We start from the raw sequence: 25,946 nt of genomic DNA, 5'->3' as shown, positions 1-25,946 counted from the left end.
TTTAGATGGTATAAATGATTGTTTTTCTTTTCTTAAGATGGGTGATAGTCACCCATCTTTTATTCTGTAGAATTACTTTGTTTCTGCTGACGATACTTTTGATCGACCACAGCCCAAATATAAAAGGCAATTGAGACAATAAAAGCATACATAAAGAATTCAGGTTTTAAATTGCCTTGAATTAAACCATGAATAATTAATGTCATCATTAGAGCAACAGTGGTACTCAAATAGGTGACCATATTCTTATTTGCTTTTAGAGCGTTAATGAAGACTTCCTTATTGAAATGTAATGATAACATCTCCACCCCTCCTGTCATTTTGACCTAAACCTAATTGTTTTAGTCAGATTGGTTTCTATTGTTTTACTTGTTATTTACAGCTATTTCAAGAGTCAATGTCATTATTTTGTAATAAAATTATGCTATGTGAATAAAAGTATATGTTAATTTTATTAAAATCGTAAATACCAAGTATTTATTGAATACATGTAGACCCACACTTTTAGTGTAGCAAGCGTTGGATGACTGGCGATATTCAACAATAGTCGAAGCATAGATAAGAATAAGCAATATTGATGCCAGCGAGTTGAATGGTTTTATTTGAATGCGGCTAGGAATGTAAGTGCGTACTGTATACTGAGGTAAAAGATAGATCTTTGAGAATGTCACATGTACATAGCATGTGGAATATAGTGGTTTAACCAAAAATGTCTGAAAATGTAAACAATAAAACGCTGTTTGGGTAAAACATGATGTTCTATTGATCACGACTAAAATCAGGTTTGGGTAAAACTTGATTTTAATGACATTGGTTTTGGTTATTTTTTAGCTTTATCAATCACGATAGCAATAATCAGCACAATAAGTGATGGAGTAAGCCATGCTAAATTTTGTGCATTTAAGGGTAAATGCTGAACAAATTCAGGTAAATAAGCTTCAAATCCTGCAACTTTAAGTCCATCTAGAATACCAAATATAAATGAAATTGCTGTGACTGGTGCAATAACATAAGCTGGTCGATTGAAACATTTCCAAAAGAAACTTAGTAAAATAACGACAATTGCTGGTGGGTAAATTGCACTTAAAACAGGTACGGACACGGCTATAAGTTTGGTTAAACCCAAGTTTGAAATAATGAAAGAGAAGCCGATTAAAATAAAAACTAAAATTTTATAAGGAATTTTAGTGAGTTCTGAGAAGTATTCTGCACAAGCACAGGTTAAGCCAATGGCTGTTACCATGCAGGCAAGGAAAATCATACCCGTTAAGAAAAGAGAACCGACATCACCAAAAGCATGTTGTACATATGCATGCAAGATCACTGCACCATTTGCTGCATTTGGAGCGACTTCATGGCTTCCTAAACCGAGTTTGAACAAGCTTAAATAAACTAAGGTTAGACCAACACCTGAAATTAAACTTGCGATCACTGCATATTTAGTCACCAGTTTTTTATCAGTTACGCCACGCGAATGAATCGCGTTAATAATGACAATACCAAAGACCAATGCACCTAAAGTGTCCATGGTTAAATAACCATTCACAAAGCCTTCAGAAACAGGAGCAGTTACATAGTTGTTAATGGCAGGTGGAATAAATCCAGCAGGAATTGCAAATGCGGCTATACCTAATACAGCTAAAGAAATAATCTTTAACGGTGCAAGGAAGTGACCTACGGTATCTAACAGTTTATTTGGATAGAGCGATACAACTGTCACAACTGCAAAATAAATTGCACTGTAAATGAGCAAGCTGCTACTTGATGTACCAAAATAAGAAGAAAAACCGATTTCATATGAAACCGTTGCTGTACGTGGAATAGCAAATAAAGGACCAACGGCTAAGTAACACGAGATAGTTAAAATCAAACTAGCAATTTTACCTAAAGGAGCACTTAAATTTTGAATGGACCCTTCTACACGTGATAGCGCCATAATGGTGATAACAGGTAGACCAACGGCAGTGATTAAAAAACCTAATGCAGCTAACCAGACGTGTTCACCAGCTTGCTGAGCCACGATTGGTGGAAAGATAATATTGCCTGCACCAATAAACAGTGCAAAGGTCATAAAACCTAAGGCAATAATATCCCGTGTACGGAGATTTGTCATGAAAAGGAGAGGGATTAACGAAAAGAGGTGATTTTAGAGGATACACAAGTTTTTTGGTAATTTATTTTATGTAATGTATGAATTTTATTTATATGAAAATCAATCTAAATGAACAAATGGCTAAATTTAGGTTGATTTATATTGTTGATTATTGAATAAAAAAAGAAAAATACTCTTTTTTTTTAAGAGATTATTACATTTTACTTTCTTTACAACAGCATTTTTAAATGTTTGTAAATTAGGCATTAAAAAGCTGGAAAATCTAAGTTTAATTGCTTTATACACAGGGATTAAACAAAAAAATACGAAAAGGTCTATAATCAAAAGCCTTATATATGAGGGTGAAACAATGAAGGCTTCCGCTATTACCATTAAAACTGAGCAAGATATAGAAAAACTCCGTATTTCCGGGCGTTTAGCAGCTCAGGTTTTGGAAATGATAGGGGAGTATGTCAAGCCAGGTGTAAGCACAGAATACTTAGATGATATTTGTAATGATTTCATTGTGAATACACTCAAAGTGATTCCAGCAAACGTTGGTTATTATGGTTATACCAAAACAACCTGTATTTCTCCGAATGAAGTCGTGTGTCATGGTATTCCATCTGCAGCGACTATTTTGCAAGACGGTGACATTATTAATATTGATGTTGCGATTATTAAAGATGGTTATTTTGGTGATACCAGTCGTATGTATTACGTAGGTACAGTTAAACCAGAAGCCAAAAAATTAGTTGAAACGACCTATGAAGCGATGGTTGCTGGGATTCATGCAGTTAAACCGGACGCAACTTTGGGTGACATAGGTTTTGCCATTCAATCTGTGGCGCATCGCGAAGGTTATAGTATTGTGCGTGAGTATTGCGGTCACGGGATTGGTCAGGTTTATCATGAACAACCGAATGTTTTACATTATGGTCAGGCAGGTCAAGGTCTTAAACTTAAAAAAGGCATGGTCTTTACCATTGAACCTATGGTTAATGCAGGAAAACCCAGTGTTAAAGAATTAAAAGATGGTTGGACAGTTGTAACAGCAGATCGCTCTTTAACTGCACAATGGGAACATATGGTTGTTGTCACCGATACAGGTTTTGAACTTTTATCGCCATGGCCAGAAGGCACAGGTTCATATCCAGAAATTTAAAATCTGATGGTTTGATGGGAAGTGAATGGTTTTATACTTTAGTATGGTTTGGTCCGTTTTATACATTCACAAAGTTATTTAAACGATTAGTTAATGTTGGTTAATAATATAAGGTGTTGTTTTATTTTTGATAAATTATATTTTTAAGAGGAATATAATATATTTTAAATATTAGTTTGGGTTGTATTTTATTTGTACTATACGTACATAGATTCTAGCTGTAGTCTCTTGTTTTTAGTTTATAAGCTTATCCACATCGGGTAAGCTTTTTTTTGTCTAGATTTTTATCCATTGCTTTTCTTTGTGTATCTATTCGTGGTGTTTGGCGGCTTGAAGCGTAATGGCTAAAATTGATTGATTGATCATTTTAAATTTTGAGCCATTACGTTTTTTATCGCTTCATGATTTGGGGGCTTTATTTTTTGCTAAACTGTGCAACCAAGTAGTCGATAAAGACACGAACAGCGGGGAGCAGTCCACGACGTGATGGATAAACAGCATGGAAAATGCCATGCGGCGCTTTCCAGTTTGGCAGTACGCGGACTAGTTCACCACTTTGTACGTAGTCTTGTACAATGGTGTCAGGCAGTAGAGCAATTCCACAATTTTGTCTGGCCAATTGAGCAAGCATCATTAAGTCAGAACCCATAACAATTGGATTAACCTTGATTTTTTTCTGATGATTATTTTCATCGTGTACCACGATGTGCTGATCTAAATGTTCATCCGCCATACTGAGAATTTGATGTTGGCTTAAATCTTCGGGTTGTTTCAAATCACCAAATTCATTCAGGTAAGCTTGGCTGGCAAATAGATGCTGCTCAATGTTCTCAAATTTGCGTAATATTAAACTTGGGTCATCATCTAAATTTGAACGTACACGTAAGGCAACATCAATACCTTCATTGATAATATCGACACGGCGATTGCTGACAATAAGTTGGATTCTAATTTCAGGATAGGTTTTTAGAAATTGGGGTAAAATTTTTGCAATTTCATTTTGTGCGATAGATACAGGTAAACTGACTTTAATCACGCCACGAGGTTGAGTACTTAAATGATCTACTAAATCATGCGCAGCTTGGGCGGCATTCATCATCACTTGTGCATGGCGATAAATATTCATGCCAATTTCAGTCACGGCAAAATGGCGTGAACTGCGTTGAATTAATCGGACGCCTAGATGCTCTTCAAGATTATAAACTCGACGACTTAATTTTGATTTTGGAATATCTGTGGCACGTTCAGCGGCACTAAATCCACCATGTTCAACCACCAATGCAAAGCAATAAAAATCATCAAGATCAGACAGCATTTAAAAATTCCATTTATGCAACAATATTGCAGATTAAAGATAGATCGTTGCATTTTGTCAATTTTATATTTGTTTAATTTTCAGCTGTGCACTGCCTAGAATCAATCATCTTTATAATTCAAAAATGTGCATATATTTTGTTTTTGCAATCAGCACAACCGTATTTAGATTTTAATTTTTTGCATCATCAATGGCATAACAAGGTCTATTTTTCTGAAGATGGTTTAAAATCAAAAAATTTAATAGTAGTTGGTGGAGCTCAACTGGCTTTAGGTTTGGTTGTCACTGAAAAAGGAATCTGTATTGTTCCAGAAAAGTATGAAAAACAGATCGCTTCACCATCTCAGATAGAAACATTGTTTAGATGATGAAGCGATAAGTTCTGTATTTCTAATGATTCGAAACGCTGAAGATGTTATATCCATTCATTATTTGATAGTGTCTATCATTATGATCTAGGCGCTATAAAATATGACCATCCAAGGTTTTTATTTACTTAATACCTTATGCTGAATTTTTTAGAAACTGAGCAATTTCATGAGAAAATTTGATGGGTTCACTAATGAGAGGCATATGCCCAGATTTTTTAAAGATAATTTGCGTTGAATTTTTGACACTATTGGCAATGATTTTTTGCCCTGTTGAAGGGTAAAGCGTCGATTTTTCTCCAATGAAAAAAGTGCTAGGACAAGAAAGCTGTGCAATGGCGTGGCGATAGTCTTCATTATGATGTAAATAATTATTTACATACCATGCCAAATAATCCAAACGCTGAATAGGTAAAACTAGGGGGTGTAACTTGGGTTGCTTCAAGGCCAGTTGAAACAGTAAAGGTGTAACCTTATTGCTGGTTTGGAGTTGAATAAACGCCAGCCAAAGTGCTAATAAGTGTTGGCGAGATGCTGGATTTAGGTCAGACAGCAGGCGTACATGCGCGTTGCATGCAAGCAAGTCTGATATTTCAGCCAATAGCTGTTTAAACTCAGGTTGTTGTTGGCTAAATAAACCATACTGCCACGTGTCATCAACAGAAATTTTGGGTGTCTGATCGATATGTAAATAACGGTTTAATTTTTCATTTAAATTACCATATTGCATACCATGCATTGCTGTGGTTGCACCCATAGAATAAGCAATCACGGAAAATTTATCGAATTGAAGTTGTTCAGTTAAACTGTTGATATCACGCCAGTGACTGGAAATAGCATCAAGTTGCGGAATAGCACAATGATGAGAGCCACCAAAACCACGCCAATCTGGAATAATGAATTTATTGTTTTTCGCTTGAGGGTAGAGGAAAGGCAGCCATTGCCAGCTTTGCATGCCCAAACCCGATAAAACTAAAACAGGCTTGCCTTGACCAAATTCACGAACAAAGAGTTGTTCACCATCAGGCATGCGGTAATGTGGCATGGTTATGTCCTTATATAATTATTTTTCATAAAATATTTTTAATTGTGGAATGATGGTTTCCAACCAGCTAATCCAACCAATTTCTAAATTAATTCCAAGTTGTAGAATCATTTTATGAATAAATTGGGTTCGGTCTTGATCATGCCCATTTGCAAAATCTTTTGCAAAAATAGTTTGGTAAATTTTTAGGTTTTCTCGGTGCAAAATCAGATGGCGTTTCAATTCAGGAAGGACACTATTACCTCCCAGTTGTGCCTCAGCACGTAGACGAACCATCAACTCTTCACGTAATTGAGCTGGAGGACTTTGTTTGACCATCCAATCGGCTAATTCAGCACGCCCTAATGGTTCAACCTGATAGGTCTTTTTACGGCTATTGGTATTATGTTCTTCAATGGTTGAAATCCAGTTTTTTTGCTGCATACCACTAAGTTCACGGTAAATTTGCTGATGTGTTGCATTCCAAAAGAAGCCCATAGAACGGTCGAAACGGCGTGCTAAATCAATCCCAGTACTTGGTTTTTCAATTAAGCTCGTTAATAAAACATGGGCTAAAGACATAAACGACTCAGTCAGTAAAATTTACCAGATCATTATGCAACATGTTGCATAAAAAACAAATCTAGAATATAAGTTATGCAACATGTTGCATTAAACACAATTAGCTAGCTTAGAAAGCACGCCAAGGAGATCATATGTCTAATTACCCTCATTTGTTAGCCCCTTTAGATTTAGGCTTTACCACACTGAAAAATCGTGTATTGATGGGATCTATGCACGTGGGATTAGAAGAAGCACCGGGTGGTTATGATCGTATGGCCGCATTTTATGCTGAACGTGTTCAAGGTGGTGTAGGGCTAATTGTCACTGGGGGGATTGCACCAAATGATGCGGGTTTGACATTTGCACATGCATCTAAGCTAGATAGCATTACCGAAGCAGAAAAACATAAAGTCATTACTCAAGCAGTACATGATGCTGGCGGTAAGATTGCATTACAAATTTTACATACAGGTCGTTATTCTTATCAGGCTGACTTAGTAGCACCTTCTGCTATTCAAGCGCCAATTAACCCAATGAAACCTAAAGCCCTAACGTCAGCAGAAGTTCAGCAAACCATTGATGACTTTGCCAACTGCGCCAAGCTTGCCCAATATGCAGGCTATGATGGCGTGGAAATTATGGGTTCAGAAGGCTATCTCATTAATGAGTTTATTGCAGCACGTACCAACCATCGTGATGATGAGTGGGGCGGTAGCTATGAAAACCGTATTCGTTTCCCGATTGAAATTGTCAAACGTACCCGTGAAGAATTGGGTGAAAACTTCATCATTATTTATCGTTTATCTATGCTGGATTTGGTTGAAGGTGGTTCAACTTTAGATGAAGTGGTGCAACTTGCTAAAGAAATTGAAAAAGCGGGTGCAACCATTATCAATACAGGTGTAGGCTGGCATGAAGCGCGAATTCCGACCATTGCGACCAAAGTGCCACGTGCTGCATTTACGTGGGTGACTGAAAAGCTTAAAGGTCTGGTTAATATTCCACTAATTACATCGAATCGTATTAATACGCCTGAAATGGCTGAGCATGTATTGGCTTCAGGTCATGCCGATATGATTTCTATAGCACGTCCCATGCTTGCGGATGCATTTTTTGTTCAAAAAGCCGAACAGGGCCGTAGCGATGAAATTAATACCTGTATTGGTTGTAACCAAGCGTGTTTAGATCATATTTTCTCAATGAAAATTGCAACCTGTTTAGTCAATCCACGTGCTTGTTATGAAACAGAACTGATTTTTAAACAATCTGCTGTTGCTAAAAATATCGCCGTGATTGGTGCAGGCCCAGCTGGTCTAAGCTTTGCAACGTATGCAGCAGACCGCGGACATAATGTCACGCTTTATGAGGCTTCTCATCAAATTGGTGGGCAGTTCAATATTGCGAAGACCATTCCGGGTAAAGAAGAGTTTTATGAAACCTTGCGTTATTTCCAACGTAAAATTGAATTACAACCGAACATTAAATTAGTTCTTAATCATCAAGCGACGTATGAAGCATTAAGCCAGTCAGATTTTGATGACATTGTGGTTGCAACAGGGGTTACACCGCGTAATTTAGACATAGATGGCATTGATCATCCGAAAGTACTGACTTATATCGAAGTATTAAGAGAACGTAAGCCTGTTGGGCAGCGTGTTGCTATTATTGGTGCAGGTGGTATTGGTTTTGATACGGCTGAGTACTTAAGTCATGAAGGTGAAAGTGCAAGTCTTAATCCTGAAAAATTCTACAATGAATGGGGCATTGATACCACGTATGAAAATGTCGGTGGTTTAAAATCAGCAGAAGTAGAAAAGTCGAATCGCGAAATTTACTTGCTACAGCGTAAAGCAAGTTCTGTAGGTGCAGGCTTGGGTAAAACCACAGGCTGGATTCACCGCACAGGTTTAAAACATCGTGATGTGAAAATGGTTTCAGGTGCAAGTTATGAAAAAATTGATGATCAAGGTTTACATATTTTAGTCAATGGTCAGCCTACCGTACTTGAAGTCGATCATGTGGTGATTTGTGCAGGACAAGAACCATTTACCGCAATGTTCGATCAACTTAAAGCAGATGGGAAAAATGTTCATTTGATTGGCGGTGCTAAAGAAGCCGGTGAGCTGGATGCAAAACGTGCAATCCGTCAAGGTGCAGATTTAGCCGCGGTCATTTAACCAAGTCGTATGGAGGAAATAGAAATATTTCCTCCATTTTTATGCTGTAAAAATAATTGAAAAGGACTTGAAAATGTCAGTACAACAAACACAAACATCAATAAAACGTTGGCATGAAATGCTAGATACAAAAGATATGTCAATTTTGAATGAATTATTGGCTGAGGATGTGGTTTTTCGCTCACCGGTTGCATTTAATCCTTATCTAGGAAAACAAGTGGTTTTCTTTATTTTAACCAATGTGATTCAAGTCTTTGAAAACTTCACCTATCACCGTGAATTTTACACAGAAGATGGTCTAAATGTAGTACTTGAGTTTTCTGCCAACGTGGGTGAAAAGAAACTCAAAGGTATAGATATGATTCGTTTTAATGAAAATGGTCAAATTGTTGATTTTGAAGTGATGATTCGTTCAAAAAGTGGTTTGGAAGCATTGGCTGTGCAAATGGGGCAGCGTATGGCTGCATTTATGCCTAAAGCATAAAGGGTTATAAGTGTTGTTACATAAATGAATGCTTGTTGTTATCAAAAAGGTATACTTTAAATACAATTATGACAGGCAAGCATTTTAACTAGGTAAATGAAGGTTTGAGAACAATGTGGTCGGTGCTTAAAACAATCAATCAATTGACGCAAACATGGCTTGATCAAGTGACAGGTGCTGAGGTGCCAACGCTATACTATGACCCAAATGGTCAGGTTAAACAGTTATTAAATGAGTTACCTCAGCTAAAACAAAAGTATCGACCAACACCGTGGTTATCCAACACACATGCTCATTTGCTATATTTTGATTTAATTAAGAAAAAAACCATTCATTTAAAATACGATGCAATTGAACAGTTAAAAATGTCTGATGGCGGTGTCACTGCAATTGCATGGTATGGTCTATATTTACCTGATACTGCACCCACCATTGTATTAATGCATACCATAACGGGTTCACCAGAAAGTATGCGTGAATTGGTGCGCGATTTACATGCCCATACGGGTTGGCGTGTAGCATTATGTTTGCGCCGTGGGCATGCTAATTTACCGATGCCAGTGCCTAAAATGTCTATTTTTGGCTCAACGGATGATTTGCGAGAGCAAATTACTTACATTCAAAATAAATTTCCAAACTCTGCTTTATATGCCGTAGGTTCATCTGCTGGAACAGGTCTGTTGGTTCGCTATTTGGGTGAAGAGGGCGTACAAACACCATTTAAAGCCGCTTTTGCATTATGTCCGGGCTATGATACAGAGCTTGGATTTAAAAATGTACATCCTTTTTATACCAAAGTGATGACCAAAAAATTGTTTAAGGCTTTTATTTATCCTTATGAAAATACGTGGAAATATACAGCATCTTTAGAACAAGTTTTAGCGACAAAAAGCTTGGAAGAATTTCAATATCACTATTTTGAACTGGCGGGTTACAATAGTTTTGAAGCTTATAATCAGGCAACAAATCCAGTTTTTGTGTTTGAAAATGTCAAAATTCCTTTGATGATTTTAAATGCTGAAGATGATCCTGTTTGTAATATTCGTAATTTTGAACCTTATAAAGAAATGATTCAAAAAATGCCCAATATTATGGTGGTCACCACGAAAAAGGGTAGTCATTGTGGTTTTTATGAGGGGCTAAATACACAATCGTGGTCAGCACGATTGATATCAGATTACTTAATGGTACAACATCAAGAATAACTGCCTGATATATGCTTTAAACCTACAACCTTTGAAATATTTTGATGCAAATACTATTGGTAAGATTGATAAATACTTGGTGTTGGAATCAGTATTTCTGTTATAATTATTGCAACAATAAAAATAACATGAAAATGTTATCTTTTAAAATTGATATATAAGTCTTATCTAGTTTGAATTGTCAAAATTAAAGTTGTTATTTCGAAATGCCAATGGTGGTATTTCTATATATGTATGAAAATTGGTGTAAATGTTGAATAATATTGAAAATTTAGTAGCAAAATCTGTAAATGGTAGTGAAATTATTGTGTCGTTGGTACCTTCAAAAAAAATGCAAAGTACTCGCGATGGGTTTAAATGGGTTGAAGTAGGAAAGAAAGTTTTGCTTCAGTCTGGTGTTGAAATTGATTTGAATCTTGATGGTCGTAGCTTCTATACAGGTATTAATGAAATGTTTCGGTTCACCTCACGTGTGAATTAAACAATAAATAGTCACTGATCTAAATATAAAAACCGTCTTTTAAGGCGGTTTTTTTCTGCCTAAAATTTGTAATTGGTATTTTATATCAACACTAATGAGCAAGAAATGGGTATTTCAATAATGCTTTGAGCATACAAATATATCATTTTGTAAATGTAAGAGTGGACAGATCAAGGTTCTTGGCTTTATTCCTAAGTAATATAGGTTGGTAGACTTTTTTTTCGCCACAAATTAAAGAAATTAATTTTTACATATTTGTATCTTTAGAGGGGTTCTTTGTCACTTTTTGTCATTTATTGGTAAGCAATATTTGAGTATAAATAATACTCCACTTTAAGAGAAGTGAGTGGTGTATGAAAACTTTAGAATTATTAATAACTTCATCATCTGCACTTACGATTATGTTTGTGATTTACGCATTTGGGCAAATGTTTAATTAAAAAGCAATAAGTTGAATAAAAAAAGCACCTTAAGGTGCTTTTTTTATTTGTATCAATTAAATCCCTATCATGGTTAAGTCATTGTAAGCTTTAGTTTCTTTTCACCATTTATCTTTTAGATATATAACCAGTAAATCAATGAATACTACATTTTGATTGATATTCTATTGTTGGATATTTTGTTGAGTACTAAGTATTAAGAACATGAATTAATTCAATTGTATTCGTAAATATTATTTTAAACAAATTATAAAATTTATTTTAGTGTTTTTATTGCCATTTTTAAGCTGGAACTTTCAATCATAATTTATGTACTTATTTTTTATATCATAATTAAATAAATTATATCTATCTAAGGTTTATGTTGATTATGTGTTTTTAAATGTATGTGAAATAAAGTAATTATATTATTTTTTTAATATTATATTTTGATACGTTAAATATGTTTTTATTAAATTGACTTAGGTATATGCTAATAATGTCATTAATAATTGGGCTGATATTGCTGTAAATTAAAAATTGAATAGGAATATAAATATGTCTATATCACAGTCTCAAAATCAAACAGATTCTAATCAAAGAAATCAACCGATAAAACAACCTCACCATTTACCACAGCAAGACCATAGGCATAATGAACAGAGATCATCTGAGAAGCAATCACAGGTGCAAAAATAAAATATTTTGTATTGAAAACTTAAGTTTAATGGGGCTCAGGTCCCTTTAAATAGTTAAGGAGTAGGCTATGCATACGAGACCAGTTAAAGCATATAAAATGAATGAAGACTTTAAAGTCTTACCCAAGATAATGTATATGGGTGAATATGATGACGATGATAATTTAATTAACGTATATGACGCATCAAAGGAGAAATTAACAAAAATTATGGGTACTTATCAATGGATATTGGATTCTACTGGTGAGATATTTTTTATAGAAGATGATTTTTCTTATCTAAAAAATTAATAAGGTCATGTGAGATGAATGTAATATATCCACAAAAATTAGTTACATTTTATAAATTGGAAAGCCCTGATATTCAGAGAGGTTTATGGGCTAATTATGATAAAAATGGAATTTTTATCAATCTTACTAATTATTACGGTAAAGAGTTGATACTCTTTGAGCCTGACCGGGTAAATATAGATGGTAAAATATGGGTTTGTAAAGAGTTGTTTAGATAGATAAAAAAAAATTTATATAAATGCTGAAGTGTGAATTTATAATTTTTAATATGTAAACTTTTATAATATGAATATCTTTAATTGAAGTAAAATAAATAAAAATATCAGTGAATAAGAAAATATTAAGGCAATGTTTGAGATTCTCATGTATATTTATTTTCTTGTGCTGCGAATACAGCGAGTAAAAAATGCTACCAAAACAATTGAAAATACTAAGCACTGTTTTAGCGATTCTGGGTATAGCTGCATTTTTAATATTTCAGTATGTTATACAGCCAGAAAAGTTGGGTGGTTTTACAGAAGGAACAGAACAATATAATGGTTATCGCTATGCTAAAGATAATCAATTTAAGTCTGTAGATCAGTGTGATGATGAAAAAGATGATCCAGCAATAAATTTTAATCAAGAGTTTTTTGAAGGTTGTAAACAGTATTTTAATCATTAATAAGCCCTTCCAAATAAAAAGGGCTTATCTTTGAATTGTTAGCTTAGTCTTGCGCAGTAACCCAGTGGCTTTTTACTGCTTCAGCGTCTTTATTGAGCATAATTTGATTATTTTTAATCTCCTCAACCCATGTAAGAGGAATAAAATGATGATGACCATCCTCATATCTTGTTAACTTAAGTTGATCTGAACCTTGAAGATGATCTACTGTTCCTACTTTTGTACCACATAATGCAATAACATCTGCATGTTTGGTAATGTCATTCACATTGATAGTCGCCATGTCATACCTCTCCTATAATAGTGGTAATCTTGCCTATCTAATTTAAGACATTCTGAAATTTTTATCGCATATATATGCAAAAGGGAACAAAACGTTAACTAAGTTTACCTTTTGTGGATGGGGGCATTTTTAACCCGTCATTTTGAAATGATTGAGGTTGAAATATGAGTTGTTTTTTATTCAGTGTTACTCAATAATATTCTTCATCTGATTGAAATCATATATTTTTAATAATATTGTAAATAAATAAAGAGTCATCAAAATGGATTTTTCTTATTAATATTTTTTAGGTGTAGCAATATATTCATCTTTCATTTCAAAGAAAAATTGAGTGGCTTCATTGGGTGTGCAATTTAGCCAATCGATTCTATTCTCTTCGGGTATGACAATAATTGAACGCTTTTCATGGTTTGGTGTATGGAATTGCTTCATAAAAGGGTGCTGATCAGCATTGATGGTTAATAAGCTCATAGAGCGAATCGGTTGATCATTGATCACAGCATTTTCATAGATTGCAGCCATAGTGAAGGGTAAGCCATCTTCGCGAGAAATTTCATACCAATGAGGTTTTCCATCTATATATTTGGGTTCAAAAATTGCGTCGACCGGTATTAAGGCAAATTGGTTATTATGCCATGCATGCCGAAAACTTGGCTTTTCCGCAACAGTTTCAGTTCGGGCATTATAGGTGTGATGACCATACTTTAAGTTTTTAGCCCAAAATGGAATAAGACCAAACTTAGCAAGATCCCATTCAGGTTGATCAGCACCATGGATTAAAATGGGCGCATCATATAAAGGGAAAACATTTTCAGGAAATTCAAATGGAGGTTCAGATAGGTCAAGAAGATATGCTTGATTTCGTTTGATCGCTTTAAAATTTGCACACATCAGTGGTCTCTTTATTTTTATTCATCACGATTATTAAAGCAAAAAGAATGAACAAGAATCATAGATCTTACAAATTGAGTACTTTAAAGATTTTGACTGAGTAAGCTTTATAAATATTTTCAGGATAGAAATCTAATCAGCTGAACAGTGAATAGGAGTAGTCGAATGTGAATTGAATTGTTGAACGTGATTTGAGTGAATTTTGAAAATTAAACAAACTAAAAATAATTTTAATAATGAATGATTTAAAGTGAAAAACTTGTGTTTCATGCTGTTTTTATTTGTTTATTTTTCATAAAATAACAATGAATAAACATCTTGAGACCTTGTAATGTCTATGCAATTAATTTGGTTTCGACAAGATTTACGCATTCAAGACCATGCTGCACTTTGGCATGCCACACAAGCAGGTCCTTGCGTTGCTTTCGTCGCAATATCATTTGGGCAATGGGCTTTACATGATGATGCAGCGGTTAAAATTGATTTTTATTTAAGACAATTGCAAGAGCTTAAAAAACAGTTAAAAAACCTCAATATTCCATTAGTGATTCAGGAAGTTTCTTTTTGGAAAGATATTCCCGAAGTCATTTCTAAGCTTACACAAAAACTGGATATTGAATGTCTACATGCCAATATTGAGGTTGGGGTAAATGAGTTAAAGCGAGATGCAGAAGTTCAACAACTGCTCGAAAAATATAATAAAACATTTGAGTTGTATCATGATCGGACGCTATTTCCTGTAGGGGTTATTCGCAATAAAACACAACAACCATATCAAGTTTTTACTGCATTCAAGAAAACATGCTATGAACAGCTTAGTTTAGGCTTGCCACAGTGCTACCCTCAAATTGAAGTGCAGGCTGATCTTCCGAATAATGCGATTTGGGATGAGTTGGCTTTGATGGTTACATATGAATATCCAGAATGTGTTAAAAAACAACAAGATCACTGGCCTGTAAGTGAAGAATATGCCTTAACGTTATTAGATGATTTTATCAATGATAAAGTGATTAACTATCATAAAGAGAGAGACCTTCCTTATTTAGATTCTACAAGCCAATTATCACCTTATTTAAATTTAGGCATAATTTCCATTCGTCAATGTATTCAAGCTTTATTTCGCCTACAGCATGGGCATTTTCATATAGAGCAATTAGGTCAGCAAACATGGTTGGATGAATTATTATGGCGTGAGTTTTATCAACATACGCTTTTTGATTTTCCACAGCTGTCTAAACATTATCCATTTAAGGCAAATACACAAAGAATCCAATGGCGTGATGCACCCGAAGACTTAGCCGCTTGGCAGCAAGGGCAAACCGGTATTCCAATTGTAGATGCAGGAATGCGCCAATTGCTGGAAACAGGTTGGATGCATAATCGTGTGCGTATGATCACCGCCATGTTTCTGACGAAAAATTTATTGATAGATTGGCGATTGGGTGAACAATGGTTTATGCAACACTTGGTTGATGGTGACTTAGCGGCAAATAATGGCGGATGGCAATGGTGTGCCTCTACAGGTATGGATTCAGCGCCTTATTTTCGGCTATTTAACCCGATTAGCCAATCACAAAAATTTGATCATCATGGTGATTATATTCGTCAATGGGTTCCCGAATTGGCACATTTAGATGCTTCAATCATCCATGAACCTTATCATAAAAATCCCGATCTGAGTTTGAATTATCCTAAACCGATTGTAGACTTGAAACAAACTCGAATTCGGGCAATCGAAGCTTTTAAGCTGTAAGAATTCGTCAACTGAAAAATGAACAGGGTATGTATGACCTCTGTTTTTATCTACGATAAAAGTCTATATTTGAGCTTGAAACCATCTGGTTACATCAGCGATGATCCTGATTGAATTTTAACAATAATTTTGATGAAACGGCGATTTTTTGTCGCGATTAACAAGCCTTTCCCATTATTCGGTATTATATCAATATCGAATACTGCTAAAACAACAGGAATTTTCTATATGATGAAAAAACTAGCGCCATTGGTATTTGGCTGCGTACTCATGACTGGCTGCGCAACAACGCCAAATGTTGAAAATGTCGGTACAGTAGGACTTTTAATTTGTGCGCCAAATGAACTGTGTCCTATCGTGACGGTCAGCTGGAATGAATCACATAAAGATTTACTGAAATTAAAGATGAGTTTAAATAGTACAAAAACTCAATATGACATTCAGAAAGTTATTTTTGAAAATGGCAATCAATCCTATTTATTTAGCCCTGTAGGCAAGACAGAGCAGGACTTTGTTCTGGGAAATTATCGTTCACGTAACAGTATTATTACACCAATTAACCTCATGAATAATTTACGTGGCTCAGATTGGATTTTAATGAACATCCATACAGATAAAGGTGTTATTTCACGTTATGTCTATAAAGATGGTCAGGAAGCGCTAATCTATAAAGAATTTAAAAGCGTTTATAATAAATAGACGTTAATAGCTAAGAATGAAATACAGCATAAAGCCGTTCGAAAGAATGGCTTTTTTCTTGGAACTATCCATTTTTACAGAAGCGCATATCTTTAAAATATATTAGAAAATATAAAAAATTTAGTTAGTTGATTTGTTGTATTTTGCGATATATGTCTCGTTTTTGTTTAATTTGTTTAATTTGTTTAATTTGTTTAATTTGTTTAATTTGTTTAATTTGTTTAATTTGTTTAATTTGTTTAATTTGTTTAATTTGTTTAATTTGTTTAATTTGTTTAATTTGTTTAATTTGTTTAATTTGTTTAATTTGTTTAATTTGTTTAATTTGTTTAATTTGTTTAATTTGTTTAATTTGTTTAATTTGTTTAATTTGTTTAATTTGTTTAATTTGTTTAATTTGTTTAATTTGTTTAATTTGTTTAATTTGTTTAATTTGTTTAATTTGTTTAATTTGTTTAATTTGTTTAATTTGTTTAATTTGTTTAATTTGTTTAATTTGTTTAATTTGTTGATGTTTGTTGATGTTTGTTGATGTTTGTTGATGTTTGTTGATGTTTGTTGATGTTTGTTGATGTTTGTTGATGTTTGTTGATGTTTGTTGATGTTTGTTGATGTTTGTTGATGTTTGTTGATGTTTGTTGATGTTTTATGTGGAATTTTGACATTGCTTTTTTATATTTAGAGATGACTATGATTTTTTGGGATGGAGAAAATACACGTTTCTGAACGGGCTGGGAATTTCAAAAAATATTTAAAAAATTACTTGGTTAATTTGAGCCGTGAAGACCTGTTGGATGACAAAAAATTCAATTACGACAGTGCCAGTGATGAATTTCTGGATACAGAGATTCAGGAGTTCTATCATCTGTGGACTATTGCTTAAAGAGAAATTCACGTTGATATTTAAAACCGTCTGAAAGGGCGGTTTTTTATTTGCAACAATAAGAAATTGATAATTTTTATATTTTTGCTATCTTTAGATTTTGCTAAGAGTTTTTAAATGATGAAAAAAATTGTATTTTTGGGATTGATGGTTTCTTCTCTTGCTGCATGTTCAGCTACACAAAACAAAGATACGGCTGCACCAAAGATAGGTATAGCCAATCCTGCCAGTGAGTATTGTATTAGCCAAGGTGGAAAACTAGAAATTAAAAACGAAGCTAAGGGGCAAGTGGGTTATTGCCATTTATCAAATGGTCAAGTTATAGAAGAGTGGAAGTTTTTTAGAGATAGTCAAAAAGAATGTTTACCTGAAAAGACGAAGGAGCTAATAGGTCAATCTAATCTTACTGATGATCAAATTAAACAAAAAACTCAATCTGAACTTATTCGACGTGTTGCGCCTGGTCAGCCAGTGACTATGGACTATCGTTCAAATCGTATTACCGTGACAATTGATCCAGTTTCTAAGAAAATTACACAAGCAAATTGTGGTTAATTTTTAATTATAGTAATTGATGTAAAAGTAAAAGAATAAGACTTTAAAGCTCAACCTTGGTTGGGCTTTAAAATATTTTTGGTGAACTAAAAATTGATGGGTTGAGTTCTGGTGAAATCTATTAGGGTTTGTTGATATTTTGTAATGGTCACTAGATGACGGTACAAGCTAGCAATAGAGTTCTCATAGTTCTGCTTTCTTGCAAATGTATTGCTGTATTACTAAATTAAGTAAACAGTTATAGATGATTTAAGTGTATTTTTCTATGCACAAGCTGTATGTGATCACCCACGCTCGAATTCTTGAAGCAGTGGTTTGGGATGATAAGCCTGTTTATGTTCATGATGACGGTAAAAAATTCCATTTGATCACTGCAACAGTGGCGACAATCAGCCGTTTAAATGGTGAAGTTAAGGCTCATCAAAAGATGGTTATGTGTATCTAGAATTTTAGTGCTTATTCAGTTGAGTGTCCTATAAACACTATCATATAAATATTATTCAATTATATACAGCCAAAACACTGATGTGTGATGATGAAAAGTATGATTCTGAAATGAATATTAATAAGAAGTTTTTAGAAAGGTGTAAAAGTTATTTTAAGAAATGAAAAGATGCCCTTGATATAGAAAATTTCGTATAACGACTATTATATTAAATGGGGGTGATATTTCCAAAAGTTCTTTTCATAAAATTATGTAAGACTAGTCTACATCCATAATATATGCCCACTCGAGATATTATAGATCGCTGAAACTACTTTAACATTTTGTTCAATTTTTTCTTGATGAATATTAAGTATATTATCAATGGATTTTGCTGTTTCCAATGTATGATTTTTTATAGAATCGATAATAGCTCCCTCAACTATATGTTCATCAATAAGCGAGACTATGCTTTGTAATGGGCCTTGCATACTCTTATGTTCATGTGCAGCCGTTACAGCACCACAATTAGTATGACCAAGAACTATAATTAATGGAGTTTTTAAAATTTGGATAGCATATTGTATACTTCCTAAAACTGAAGTATCACAAACATTCCCCGCATTTTGTATAATGAATAATCCACCGAGGCTTTGATCAAAAATGATATCTGGTGAGACCCTTGAATCTGAACAGCATAAAACCACAGCGTAAGGATTTTGTGTTTGAGAAAGAAGCTTAAGGTCATGGTGCAATATATTATTCATATTATTATGAATAAATCGTTCATTGCCCTTTTTTAAAATATTTAATGTGTTTTCCCAGATTTTCAATTAATTATTTCCTTGTTATGCATAGTGACCAGAATTCCCTAATCTAAGTTTCAAAAAATGGCCAGATGCAATTTCAATATTTAATGCGCCATTAGGGGGATCTATGAAATTCTTATCTTAAAGTATCAAAATAGTTTTAAAAGTAAATTTTCAGTTTCTAGGATATAGACTTTTTAATATTTTTAAAATTAATATAATAGACTTTATGCGAAATGTAATTCATTTTGAACCTAGTCAGGTTGAATCTGGTTGTGCGCTTCAGTGGATTCAAGAACAATTAGGTGAGTGATTCTACATGGAACAGATTAGACCATTCCCACCGACTGATTTAATTGACCGAGCAGAAGAGCCGGAAGTAATTCCGCTTGCACCCGCCGTGGATCTAAAAGATTGGGTTTAAAACTGGCTGACCATTACATTAAGTGGGGATATTGACACTGAAGGTCGGATTAAAATCACGATGGGTGTGATTATGAAATTCACTTTTAGCGTGGCGATTAGCCTATATGGTGGTTCAGCATTCATTGAATATTATGGTTGGCAGATATACTCACATATGACGCAAGGTTTTGTGATGTTGATCTTTGCAATTCTTGGAATGTTGTTAATTGGCATCTGGTACCAAGCCATTCAGTTGCTACGTGGTAAAACTATTGGTAAGTTCATTTTTGAAATTCGATCAGCGTTTAAAGCAATGTTTAAGTGAGTAATTGGAATGAAGCAGATATTTGATTTTTTAAGAAAGATCAGCGGAGGTTCGCTCACTCAAAAACAAGTTGATGCTACCAATCAAGTTATTGCAACCGCCACGGATTCAACTGTGGCCAATATGCTAGGTATTGCGATTGATCAAATGGCCGTTAGTTTATTTGGTGTGGATCTAATATGCGGTTTCGAAGGAAAGCGTCTTGTTGCTTATGATGATGGGGTTGGTGTCTGGACAATAGGTTTTGGCACCACGGTTTACCCAAATGGCATACGCGTTAAAAAAGGCGATACTTGTACTGAAGCACAAGCCAAAGCTTATATGTCACATGATTTGAAGAAATTTGAACATGCTGTGAATAGTGCAGTTACTGTGCCACTTAATCAAAATCAATTCGATGCTTTGGTATCACTGGCTTATAACATCGGGGCAACTGCATTTAGTCAATCAACCTTGGTTAAGAAGCTTAATGCTGGTGATATTCGCGGTGCAGCAGATCAATTTGATGTTTGGGTGAAGGCTGGTGGTAAGCGCATGCAAGGGTTAGTGAATCGACGGAAGTCTGAAAAATTATTGTTCTTAAAATGAAGTTTTTAGTTATTATGCTGTGCATCCTAACATCGGGCTGCACAGCGCATTCGATTAGTACAAATGTGAATGTGTGAAGGCCCTCAAGTGAGGGCTATTTCGTATAAGTACCATTATATTAACTTCCTAGAATTACTTCACCCTTCCTGCTTTTCGCATTTCTTGGTAAAGCTGATCAAGGTAATGTTGTTGTGGCAAATTATCTTTAAAATACCGTTGATAATTAACACTACAACTATCTATATCAGCGATATTATTGAGATTGAATGACCAATCATCAGTATTTTTAACACTGATGCCTAAGTCATCATTGCATTCTTGCCAAAGTTGAGAAAAGTGTGTCTGTTTATTGCTTGGGAGTTGCTTAAAACGTGCATAAACGGAGAAGCCTTTCATTTCCGAGTTAAAATATTTGTTAATATAACCAATTGGTACACCAGCCCAATTCATTGATTGATCTTTTGGGAAATAAATGCCGATTAGTTTTTTTTCATTTAGTAGTGAATCTTGCTGACCTGATTTAAAATACTGTTCTTCATATTCTAGTTTTGTGCCTATAGGTATAGTGATCTTTTTAACAATTATCGGCTGTGTACTGATGTAATAAGGATAATCAGGCTTACTATTGCCGCCAGTCGGATTCATATTGCCAACACATGCTCCCAAGTTTGAGAGTATGACGAGGCAAAATATTACTCTAAGCTTTCTATTCATTATTGATCCTAAGAGTTAACTTTATTTAAAGATCATTTAATTTATCTAAAATTAATATAGTACATTTTATACGAAATTCATGAATTTTTTTCCTAGCAGTGACTTATGAAAGAGAAGCTTGTACAGCAGAATATAGAACAATGGCAGAAAAAGAAGATGGACACGCAATTGATGTCGAGCGATTAAGCGAAGTGTGACCAGTGTAAAAAGCTCTCTAAGTCAGAGCTTTTTACTTTCGCAAAATTTAATCATAAATTTTCGAAAAATTAATGTTTTAGAGGTTTGTAAACTGCTGAACTGCAATTGAGAGCAAAGCCATGCAATGTGATGCAACTATATATTATTTTAAGTTAATGAAAATACAGGGATATTTAAGATAATGCAACCTGTTGCAATCCAACACAAACTGGCAGGATTCTACTTTTTCTACTATTCAATAGTAGGAACCTTCATGCCGTTTTGGAGCCTTTATCTAGAAGATCAAGGCTTTAATTATCAAGAAATAGGACTTTTATCCTCTATAGCAATTGTGACACGTTTTTTTGCGCCGTTTATTTGGGGTTGGATTGCAGATAAGTCTGGCAAAAGAATGTTGTTGGTACGTATTGCGACTTGGGTCGAAGCTTGTATTTGGTTCATGATTTTTATAATGCCCAATACATTCCAATCAGTTGCATTACTAATGCTTATTTTTAGCTTTTTTCAAAATGCAATTTTAGCGCAATTTGAAGGCGTGACTTTATTTTGGTTGGCTGAACAACGTACCCAGCTCTATGGAAAAGTCCGGAAATGGGGTTCTATAGGTTTTATTGTTGCTGTTTTTGGTATAGGGGCTTTGCTTGAAATTGTCTCAATTTCAATGTTGCCTATTATGTTGCTATGTATTGCATTTTTGGCATTCATTTGGTCTTTCACAATCACAGAGCCGACTACAGCACCTCATTCGCAGCAGCAGTTAGAGCCATTGCTGCCAATATTAAAACGGCCTGTCGTTGCTGCATTTTTTGCGATTGAATTTATTTTATTATTTTCTCACGCACCATTTTATAGTTTTTATAGTAACTATTTACATCAAGTTGGTTTTAGCACCACTGAAATAGGTTTTTTGTGGGCGGTTGGGGTGGTTGCTGAAATTATCATGTTCGCCTTTGCACATGTTTTTTTAACACGATTTTCTTGGCGTTATTTAGTGAGTCTCTGTTTGGTACTAACTGGAATTAGGTGGATGATTGTTGGTTTATTGCCGAACTTTTTTATTGCTCAGTTTTTAGCACAAACTATTCATGCTTTTAGTTTTGGCTTATTTCATATGATTGCCATGCGTATCATTTTCCAGAATTTCTCAATGGGGCAGCAAGGGCGTGGGCAAGCGATGTATAGCACAATGTGGGGTTTAGGTGTGGCTCTGGGGAGTATCTTAGCAGGTAGATATTGGCAACTTATCTCTGGGGAAGTGATCTTTATTATTGCTGGATTTGCAACTTTCATAGGCTTGTTGTTTGTTCGCTGGCTTCCAAAACATATCCAACAAGCTTAAAAGTTTAATGACTTAGCTTATTAATATAGTGTGACTATTTTTTAGAGTTGAATTTGACTATAGCGATTAAACCAAGGTTGTGCTTGTTCAAGTTGAGCTGCTAATTGAAATAACAAGTCTTCTCGGGCAAACGGTGCAATAAACTGTGAACCTAAAGGTAGGTTGTTTTCATTCCAGTAGAGTGGAACAGACATTGCTGGTAGACCAGTGATATTGGCTAATTGTGTAAAAGGAACCCATGTTAAATTTTCTTTCATAATTCGATCCACTAATGTTCCTTGAGCCAATAAATGTGCCTTACCTAATTTTAATAAACTTTTTAAAATTGGTTTTTGCCAGTGAGGTAATTTAATTTCACCATTTTTGTCGCATACACGCCCCAGTTGTTGAGATTGTGAATATATTCTAGAGCCGTCGTTTGTTTTCCGAATGCCGCAAGCGCCAATGAATCCAGTTCAAAATCACTATTCTTTACCTGATATTGTTGTTTGATTTGTTCAAGAACGTAAGAAAATTGACTGAACCATGTGGTAATAAAATCTTTGGCTAAGGCCATACCATCAATAGGCGGTGTATCTTCTACCACAGTATGTCCTAATGACTCTAATAATTTCGCTGTATGTTGAACTGCTGCAATTGCATCTTTGGCAATAGGCGTACCGATAGGCGAATGTGTACTAAAAGCGATTTTTAATTTCTTAGGTGCTTGTTGAATGACGTCTAAATAGCGACTTTGAGGATGTTCAATTTTAAATAAGGAACTATGTTCCGCGCCGTGGGTCGCATCAAGCATGGCAGCACTATCTCGCACTGTTTTGGTCAACACATGTTGGATTGCTGCACCATGCATCGCCTCGCTCATTTGTGGCCCCCAAGGTGTACGGCCACGGCTCGGTTTTAATCCAAATAAACCACAGTAAGATGCAGGAATACGAATAGAACCACCGCCATCTCCGGCGCCAGCAATGGGAACAATACCTCCAGCAACTGCGGAAGCCGAGCCACCTGAAGATCCACCGCTATTGTGTCTTAAATTCCAAGGGTTATGACACGCTCCCCAAGCATCTGGTTCAGTAATTCCTTTAATACCAAATTCTGGCGTGTTGGTTCGACCAAAGGTCACAATACCAGTATTTTCCCAGCGATTGACAATTTCGGAATTCTGTTCAGCAATATGATTAATCCGTTTTAAGCCCTTACAGCCGTATGAAGTAGGATAACCCGCATATTCTTGAAATAGGTCTTTTACTAAAAAAGGCACACCAGCAAAAGGACCTGTTAAGTGTTGTTTGGTTCTTTGCTTTGCATAGTCATGCATAGGAATAATAATGGCATTTAATCCAGGATTAGTGTCTGCGGCACGTCGTAGTGCTAAGTTGAGTAATTCTGAAGCTGAAACTTCTTTATTTGCCACTAATTCGGCTAATCCTAGCCCATCATATTTAAGATATTCAGAAAGTTGCATTATTAGACCAGTCCTTGTTTTATTCTAATATAAGTCTCTGTTGTTGTAAGCGATTTGATATTAAGAAGCAACACTGACTTGATTGCGTCCTGAAGATTTTGATTGGTAAAGGGCATGATCAGCATCGTTAATTAACTGTTGTAAATTGGCTTGGGTTGGCAATGTTTGATAGGCAATACCAATGCTGGTGGTAATAAACAACAAATCTTGTTGTTCAAGCTGCATAGGTGTTGATTTAGTAGCGATCCGAATATGTTCTGCCATTTCTTGAGTTTCTTCTATGGAACTATTTAGAATTAAAATCATAAATTCTTCACCACCAATTCTGGCAAAAAGATCACCAGTTCTGATATTTTCTTTAACGACATTAGAAAAATGCTGAAGCATCAAATCACCAACATAATGCCCATATCTATCATTCAGATTTTTGAAATGATCAAGATCAAGCATAATCAATGAGACAGATTTATTTTTTTGGTCGCTAAGGTATTTCTCACCTTTTTCAAAAAAGTAACGGCGATTAATGGTATTGGTTAAGCTGTCATGATTGGCTAAATGCAACATTTGTTGGTAAAGAAGCTGGCGATTACTGGTAATAATACACAATATAAGTGGCGCAAAACCAAGCATACATAGACCAATTCGTACTGAAATTGTCGTAGATAAATAGGCGCTAGAAGAATCAGATAGGTAAAAAGAACTCAGGCTATGATAGGTCACTAGACAAACAATACTATTAATAATCGCGACGATAAAAATAGGATAACTTAAGGCTGCCCAAATTAAAGCTGCGAGTGGATAAAGTAAAGCACCAGGACCTAAAAATAGCAATCAGCGGCAGAAAGTCAGTGAAATGAAATTCTTTAAGCTTAAGGATTTTGATATTTTTCTGAATTTGTTCTTGAGTTGGACAAAATAAAATCATAGGAAGTATAGTAATACAATTGACAATTTCTCCTGTCCACCACATACCAAAATTAACCCAAAGATGTTGATTAGACATGAATGTATGAGGTACATGGGGAAGGGTAGAAATAGCAAATAATGCACTTGCTAAACAACCACCGAATGCACAAATGGTAAATAAATATAAAAAGGTAAAACCTTTATTGTAATTGCGGTAATTTAGTTTGACGTAGTGAATTAAAAACAGAGAAACAGACACTGTAAGTAGATTAGATACAGTAAGAAAAAAGGTTGTTTTAAAATAATTGTCAGTAATTAAGTCTGCAAGCATATAGCCAGTAAAGGCACCTAGCCATCCGCCTAAATTTTTTAGATTATTAAAGCGTAGAAATAACCCTAATAACACAGCATTCGCAGGCCATAAATAGGCGAAAAAAGTGACTGGTCGAGTTAAAATACCAATTAAACAACATATAAAAATGACGGTACTGAGAATCAAAAAAGCATTTGCTTGTTGCTGCACAGAAGCTGATCTAGATGGTCTAATAATGGTTTGCAAATACCAATTCCTTGTCACATTAGGATATAGCCTAAGTGTTAATGGCTAAGCTATTTTTGTTAGGCTATATAATGAGTAATTTGATATTTTCAAGCAAGTATTTTGCCGTTGTTTCAGATTAAATATATTGTTGTAATAAGGTTGATAAATACTGGTTTTTCATAAAAATATGCTAAGTTATATTTAGAAATTTTATCATTGAAC

At 34.7% G+C, this 25,946-nt stretch carries 24 protein-coding genes and 3 pseudogenes; 16 read left to right on the top strand and 11 right to left on the bottom strand.

Going from position 1 to position 25,946, the window contains the following annotated elements:
- Nucleotides 1-59: 59 nt before the first annotated feature.
- Nucleotides 60-302, bottom strand: coding sequence for a hypothetical protein (locus tag B9T25_RS07580; protein ID WP_086187843.1), 243 nt, complete (start codon nt 300-302; stop codon nt 60-62).
- A gap of 518 nt (nt 303-820) precedes the next feature.
- Nucleotides 821-2,113, bottom strand: coding sequence for a branched-chain amino acid transport system II carrier protein (gene brnQ / locus B9T25_RS07575; RefSeq protein ID WP_086187842.1), 1,293 nt, complete (start codon nt 2,111-2,113; stop codon nt 821-823).
- 349 nt (nt 2,114-2,462) lie between these two features.
- Between brnQ and map the strand changes: the two genes are divergently transcribed.
- The gene (gene map, locus B9T25_RS07570) at nt 2,463-3,257 is read left to right on the top strand and encodes a type I methionyl aminopeptidase (protein ID WP_086187841.1); all 795 of its coding nucleotides are present in this window, start codon (nt 2,463-2,465) and stop codon (nt 3,255-3,257) included.
- A 415-nt stretch (nt 3,258-3,672) separates the two neighbouring features.
- On the opposite strand, the gene B9T25_RS07565 is transcribed toward map, so the two are convergent.
- A complete protein-coding gene (locus tag B9T25_RS07565; protein ID WP_086187840.1) occupies nt 3,673-4,572 on the bottom strand; it encodes a LysR family transcriptional regulator in 900 nt (299 codons plus the stop codon).
- Nucleotides 4,573-4,709: 137 nt separating this feature from the next.
- On the opposite strand from B9T25_RS07565, the gene B9T25_RS07560 reads away from it, so the two are divergent.
- On the top strand, nt 4,710-4,940 hold the full coding sequence (locus tag B9T25_RS07560; protein ID WP_086187839.1) for a hypothetical protein: 231 nt from the start codon (nt 4,710-4,712) through the stop codon (nt 4,938-4,940).
- 136 nt (nt 4,941-5,076) lie between these two features.
- Here B9T25_RS07560 and B9T25_RS07555 read toward each other — a convergent pair whose 3' ends face one another.
- Together B9T25_RS07555 and B9T25_RS07550 are read right to left on the bottom strand one after the other, a co-directional pair.
- Nucleotides 5,077-5,985 carry an alpha/beta fold hydrolase gene (locus tag B9T25_RS07555; protein WP_086187838.1) on the bottom strand — a complete coding sequence of 303 codons (909 nt, stop codon included), beginning with the start codon at nt 5,983-5,985 and terminating at the stop codon, nt 5,077-5,079.
- A gap of 18 nt (nt 5,986-6,003) precedes the next feature.
- The gene (locus B9T25_RS07550) at nt 6,004-6,546 is read right to left on the bottom strand and encodes a PadR family transcriptional regulator (protein ID WP_086187837.1); all 543 of its coding nucleotides are present in this window, start codon (nt 6,544-6,546) and stop codon (nt 6,004-6,006) included.
- Between the two features lie 134 nt (nt 6,547-6,680).
- Between B9T25_RS07550 and B9T25_RS07545 the strand changes: the two genes are divergently transcribed.
- The 7 genes from B9T25_RS07545 (at nt 6,681) to B9T25_RS07515 (ending at nt 12,946) form a co-directional block, all read left to right on the top strand.
- Entirely contained in the window at nt 6,681-8,705 is a 2,025-nt protein-coding gene (locus B9T25_RS07545; protein ID WP_086187836.1) for an FAD-dependent oxidoreductase, read from the top strand.
- Between the two features lie 73 nt (nt 8,706-8,778).
- Nucleotides 8,779-9,189, top strand: a complete 411-nt coding sequence (locus B9T25_RS07540; protein WP_086187835.1) for a nuclear transport factor 2 family protein — start codon at nt 8,779-8,781, stop codon at nt 9,187-9,189.
- Nucleotides 9,190-9,302: 113 nt separating this feature from the next.
- A complete protein-coding gene (locus B9T25_RS07535) occupies nt 9,303-10,394 on the top strand; it encodes a YheT family hydrolase (protein WP_086187834.1) in 1,092 nt (363 codons plus the stop codon).
- A 250-nt stretch (nt 10,395-10,644) separates the two neighbouring features.
- A complete protein-coding gene (locus B9T25_RS07530) occupies nt 10,645-10,875 on the top strand; it encodes a hypothetical protein (RefSeq protein ID WP_416202354.1) in 231 nt (76 codons plus the stop codon).
- A 1,185-nt stretch (nt 10,876-12,060) separates the two neighbouring features.
- Nucleotides 12,061-12,282: a hypothetical protein gene (locus tag B9T25_RS07525; RefSeq protein ID WP_086187833.1), complete on the top strand. Its 222-nt coding sequence runs from the start codon at nt 12,061-12,063 to the stop codon at nt 12,280-12,282.
- A 14-nt stretch (nt 12,283-12,296) separates the two neighbouring features.
- Nucleotides 12,297-12,500: a hypothetical protein gene (locus tag B9T25_RS07520; protein ID WP_086187832.1), complete on the top strand. Its 204-nt coding sequence runs from the start codon at nt 12,297-12,299 to the stop codon at nt 12,498-12,500.
- Nucleotides 12,501-12,688: 188 nt separating this feature from the next.
- Nucleotides 12,689-12,946, top strand: a complete 258-nt coding sequence (locus B9T25_RS07515; protein WP_086187831.1) for a hypothetical protein — start codon at nt 12,689-12,691, stop codon at nt 12,944-12,946.
- A 43-nt stretch (nt 12,947-12,989) separates the two neighbouring features.
- On the opposite strand, the gene B9T25_RS07510 is transcribed toward B9T25_RS07515, so the two are convergent.
- Together B9T25_RS07510 and B9T25_RS07505 are read right to left on the bottom strand one after the other, a co-directional pair.
- Nucleotides 12,990-13,229 (bottom strand): DUF2171 domain-containing protein, encoded by a 240-nt coding sequence (locus tag B9T25_RS07510; protein WP_086187830.1) that lies wholly within the window; start codon nt 13,227-13,229, stop codon nt 12,990-12,992.
- Nucleotides 13,230-13,505: 276 nt separating this feature from the next.
- The gene (locus tag B9T25_RS07505; RefSeq protein ID WP_086187829.1) at nt 13,506-14,120 is read right to left on the bottom strand and encodes an SOS response-associated peptidase; all 615 of its coding nucleotides are present in this window, start codon (nt 14,118-14,120) and stop codon (nt 13,506-13,508) included.
- 337 nt (nt 14,121-14,457) lie between these two features.
- On the opposite strand from B9T25_RS07505, the gene B9T25_RS07500 reads away from it, so the two are divergent.
- From B9T25_RS07500 to B9T25_RS07475, 4 genes are all read left to right on the top strand, one after another.
- Entirely contained in the window at nt 14,458-15,873 is a 1,416-nt protein-coding gene (locus tag B9T25_RS07500; RefSeq protein WP_086188014.1) for a cryptochrome/photolyase family protein, read from the top strand.
- A gap of 228 nt (nt 15,874-16,101) precedes the next feature.
- Entirely contained in the window at nt 16,102-16,572 is a 471-nt protein-coding gene (locus B9T25_RS07495) for a hypothetical protein (RefSeq protein WP_086187828.1), read from the top strand.
- 1,003 nt (nt 16,573-17,575) lie between these two features.
- Nucleotides 17,576-18,010, top strand: a complete 435-nt coding sequence (locus B9T25_RS07480; protein WP_086188013.1) for an I78 family peptidase inhibitor — start codon at nt 17,576-17,578, stop codon at nt 18,008-18,010.
- A gap of 265 nt (nt 18,011-18,275) precedes the next feature.
- Complete coding sequence (locus B9T25_RS07475) at nt 18,276-18,455, top strand: hypothetical protein (RefSeq protein WP_086187826.1); 180 nt, start codon at nt 18,276-18,278, stop codon at nt 18,453-18,455.
- A 263-nt stretch (nt 18,456-18,718) separates the two neighbouring features.
- Here the strand turns inward: B9T25_RS07475 and B9T25_RS07470 are convergent, their stop codons facing one another.
- Nucleotides 18,719-19,267, bottom strand: coding sequence for a carbonic anhydrase (locus B9T25_RS07470; protein WP_213032991.1), 549 nt, complete (start codon nt 19,265-19,267; stop codon nt 18,719-18,721).
- Between the two features lie 412 nt (nt 19,268-19,679).
- Here B9T25_RS07470 and B9T25_RS07465 point away from each other — a divergent pair.
- Nucleotides 19,680-19,973, top strand: a pseudogene (locus tag B9T25_RS07465) (hypothetical protein); the annotation flags it as partial.
- Between the two features lie 9 nt (nt 19,974-19,982).
- On the top strand, nt 19,983-20,561 hold the full coding sequence (locus B9T25_RS07460) for a lysozyme (protein WP_086187824.1): 579 nt from the start codon (nt 19,983-19,985) through the stop codon (nt 20,559-20,561).
- A 132-nt stretch (nt 20,562-20,693) separates the two neighbouring features.
- Here the strand turns inward: B9T25_RS07460 and B9T25_RS07455 are convergent, their stop codons facing one another.
- Entirely contained in the window at nt 20,694-21,275 is a 582-nt protein-coding gene (locus B9T25_RS07455) for a hypothetical protein (RefSeq protein ID WP_086187823.1), read from the bottom strand.
- Nucleotides 21,276-21,654: 379 nt separating this feature from the next.
- Here B9T25_RS07455 and B9T25_RS07450 point away from each other — a divergent pair, with 379 nt between their 5' ends.
- Complete coding sequence (locus tag B9T25_RS07450; RefSeq protein WP_086187822.1) at nt 21,655-22,812, top strand: MFS transporter; 1,158 nt, start codon at nt 21,655-21,657, stop codon at nt 22,810-22,812.
- A gap of 41 nt (nt 22,813-22,853) precedes the next feature.
- Here the strand turns inward: B9T25_RS07450 and B9T25_RS07445 are convergent.
- Nucleotides 22,854-24,277 (bottom strand): annotated as a pseudogene (locus B9T25_RS07445) (amidase).
- Between the two features lie 60 nt (nt 24,278-24,337).
- Nucleotides 24,338-25,733, bottom strand: a pseudogene (locus B9T25_RS07440) (diguanylate cyclase).
- Between the last annotated feature and the right edge of the window lie 213 nt (nt 25,734-25,946).

It is taken from the genome of Acinetobacter sp. ANC 4470, from assembly GCF_002135335.1.
GTDB lineage: Bacteria > Pseudomonadota > Gammaproteobacteria > Pseudomonadales > Moraxellaceae > Acinetobacter.
Note: the sequence above shows the minus strand (reverse complement) of the source record. Positions and strands in the feature narration are given on the sequence as shown.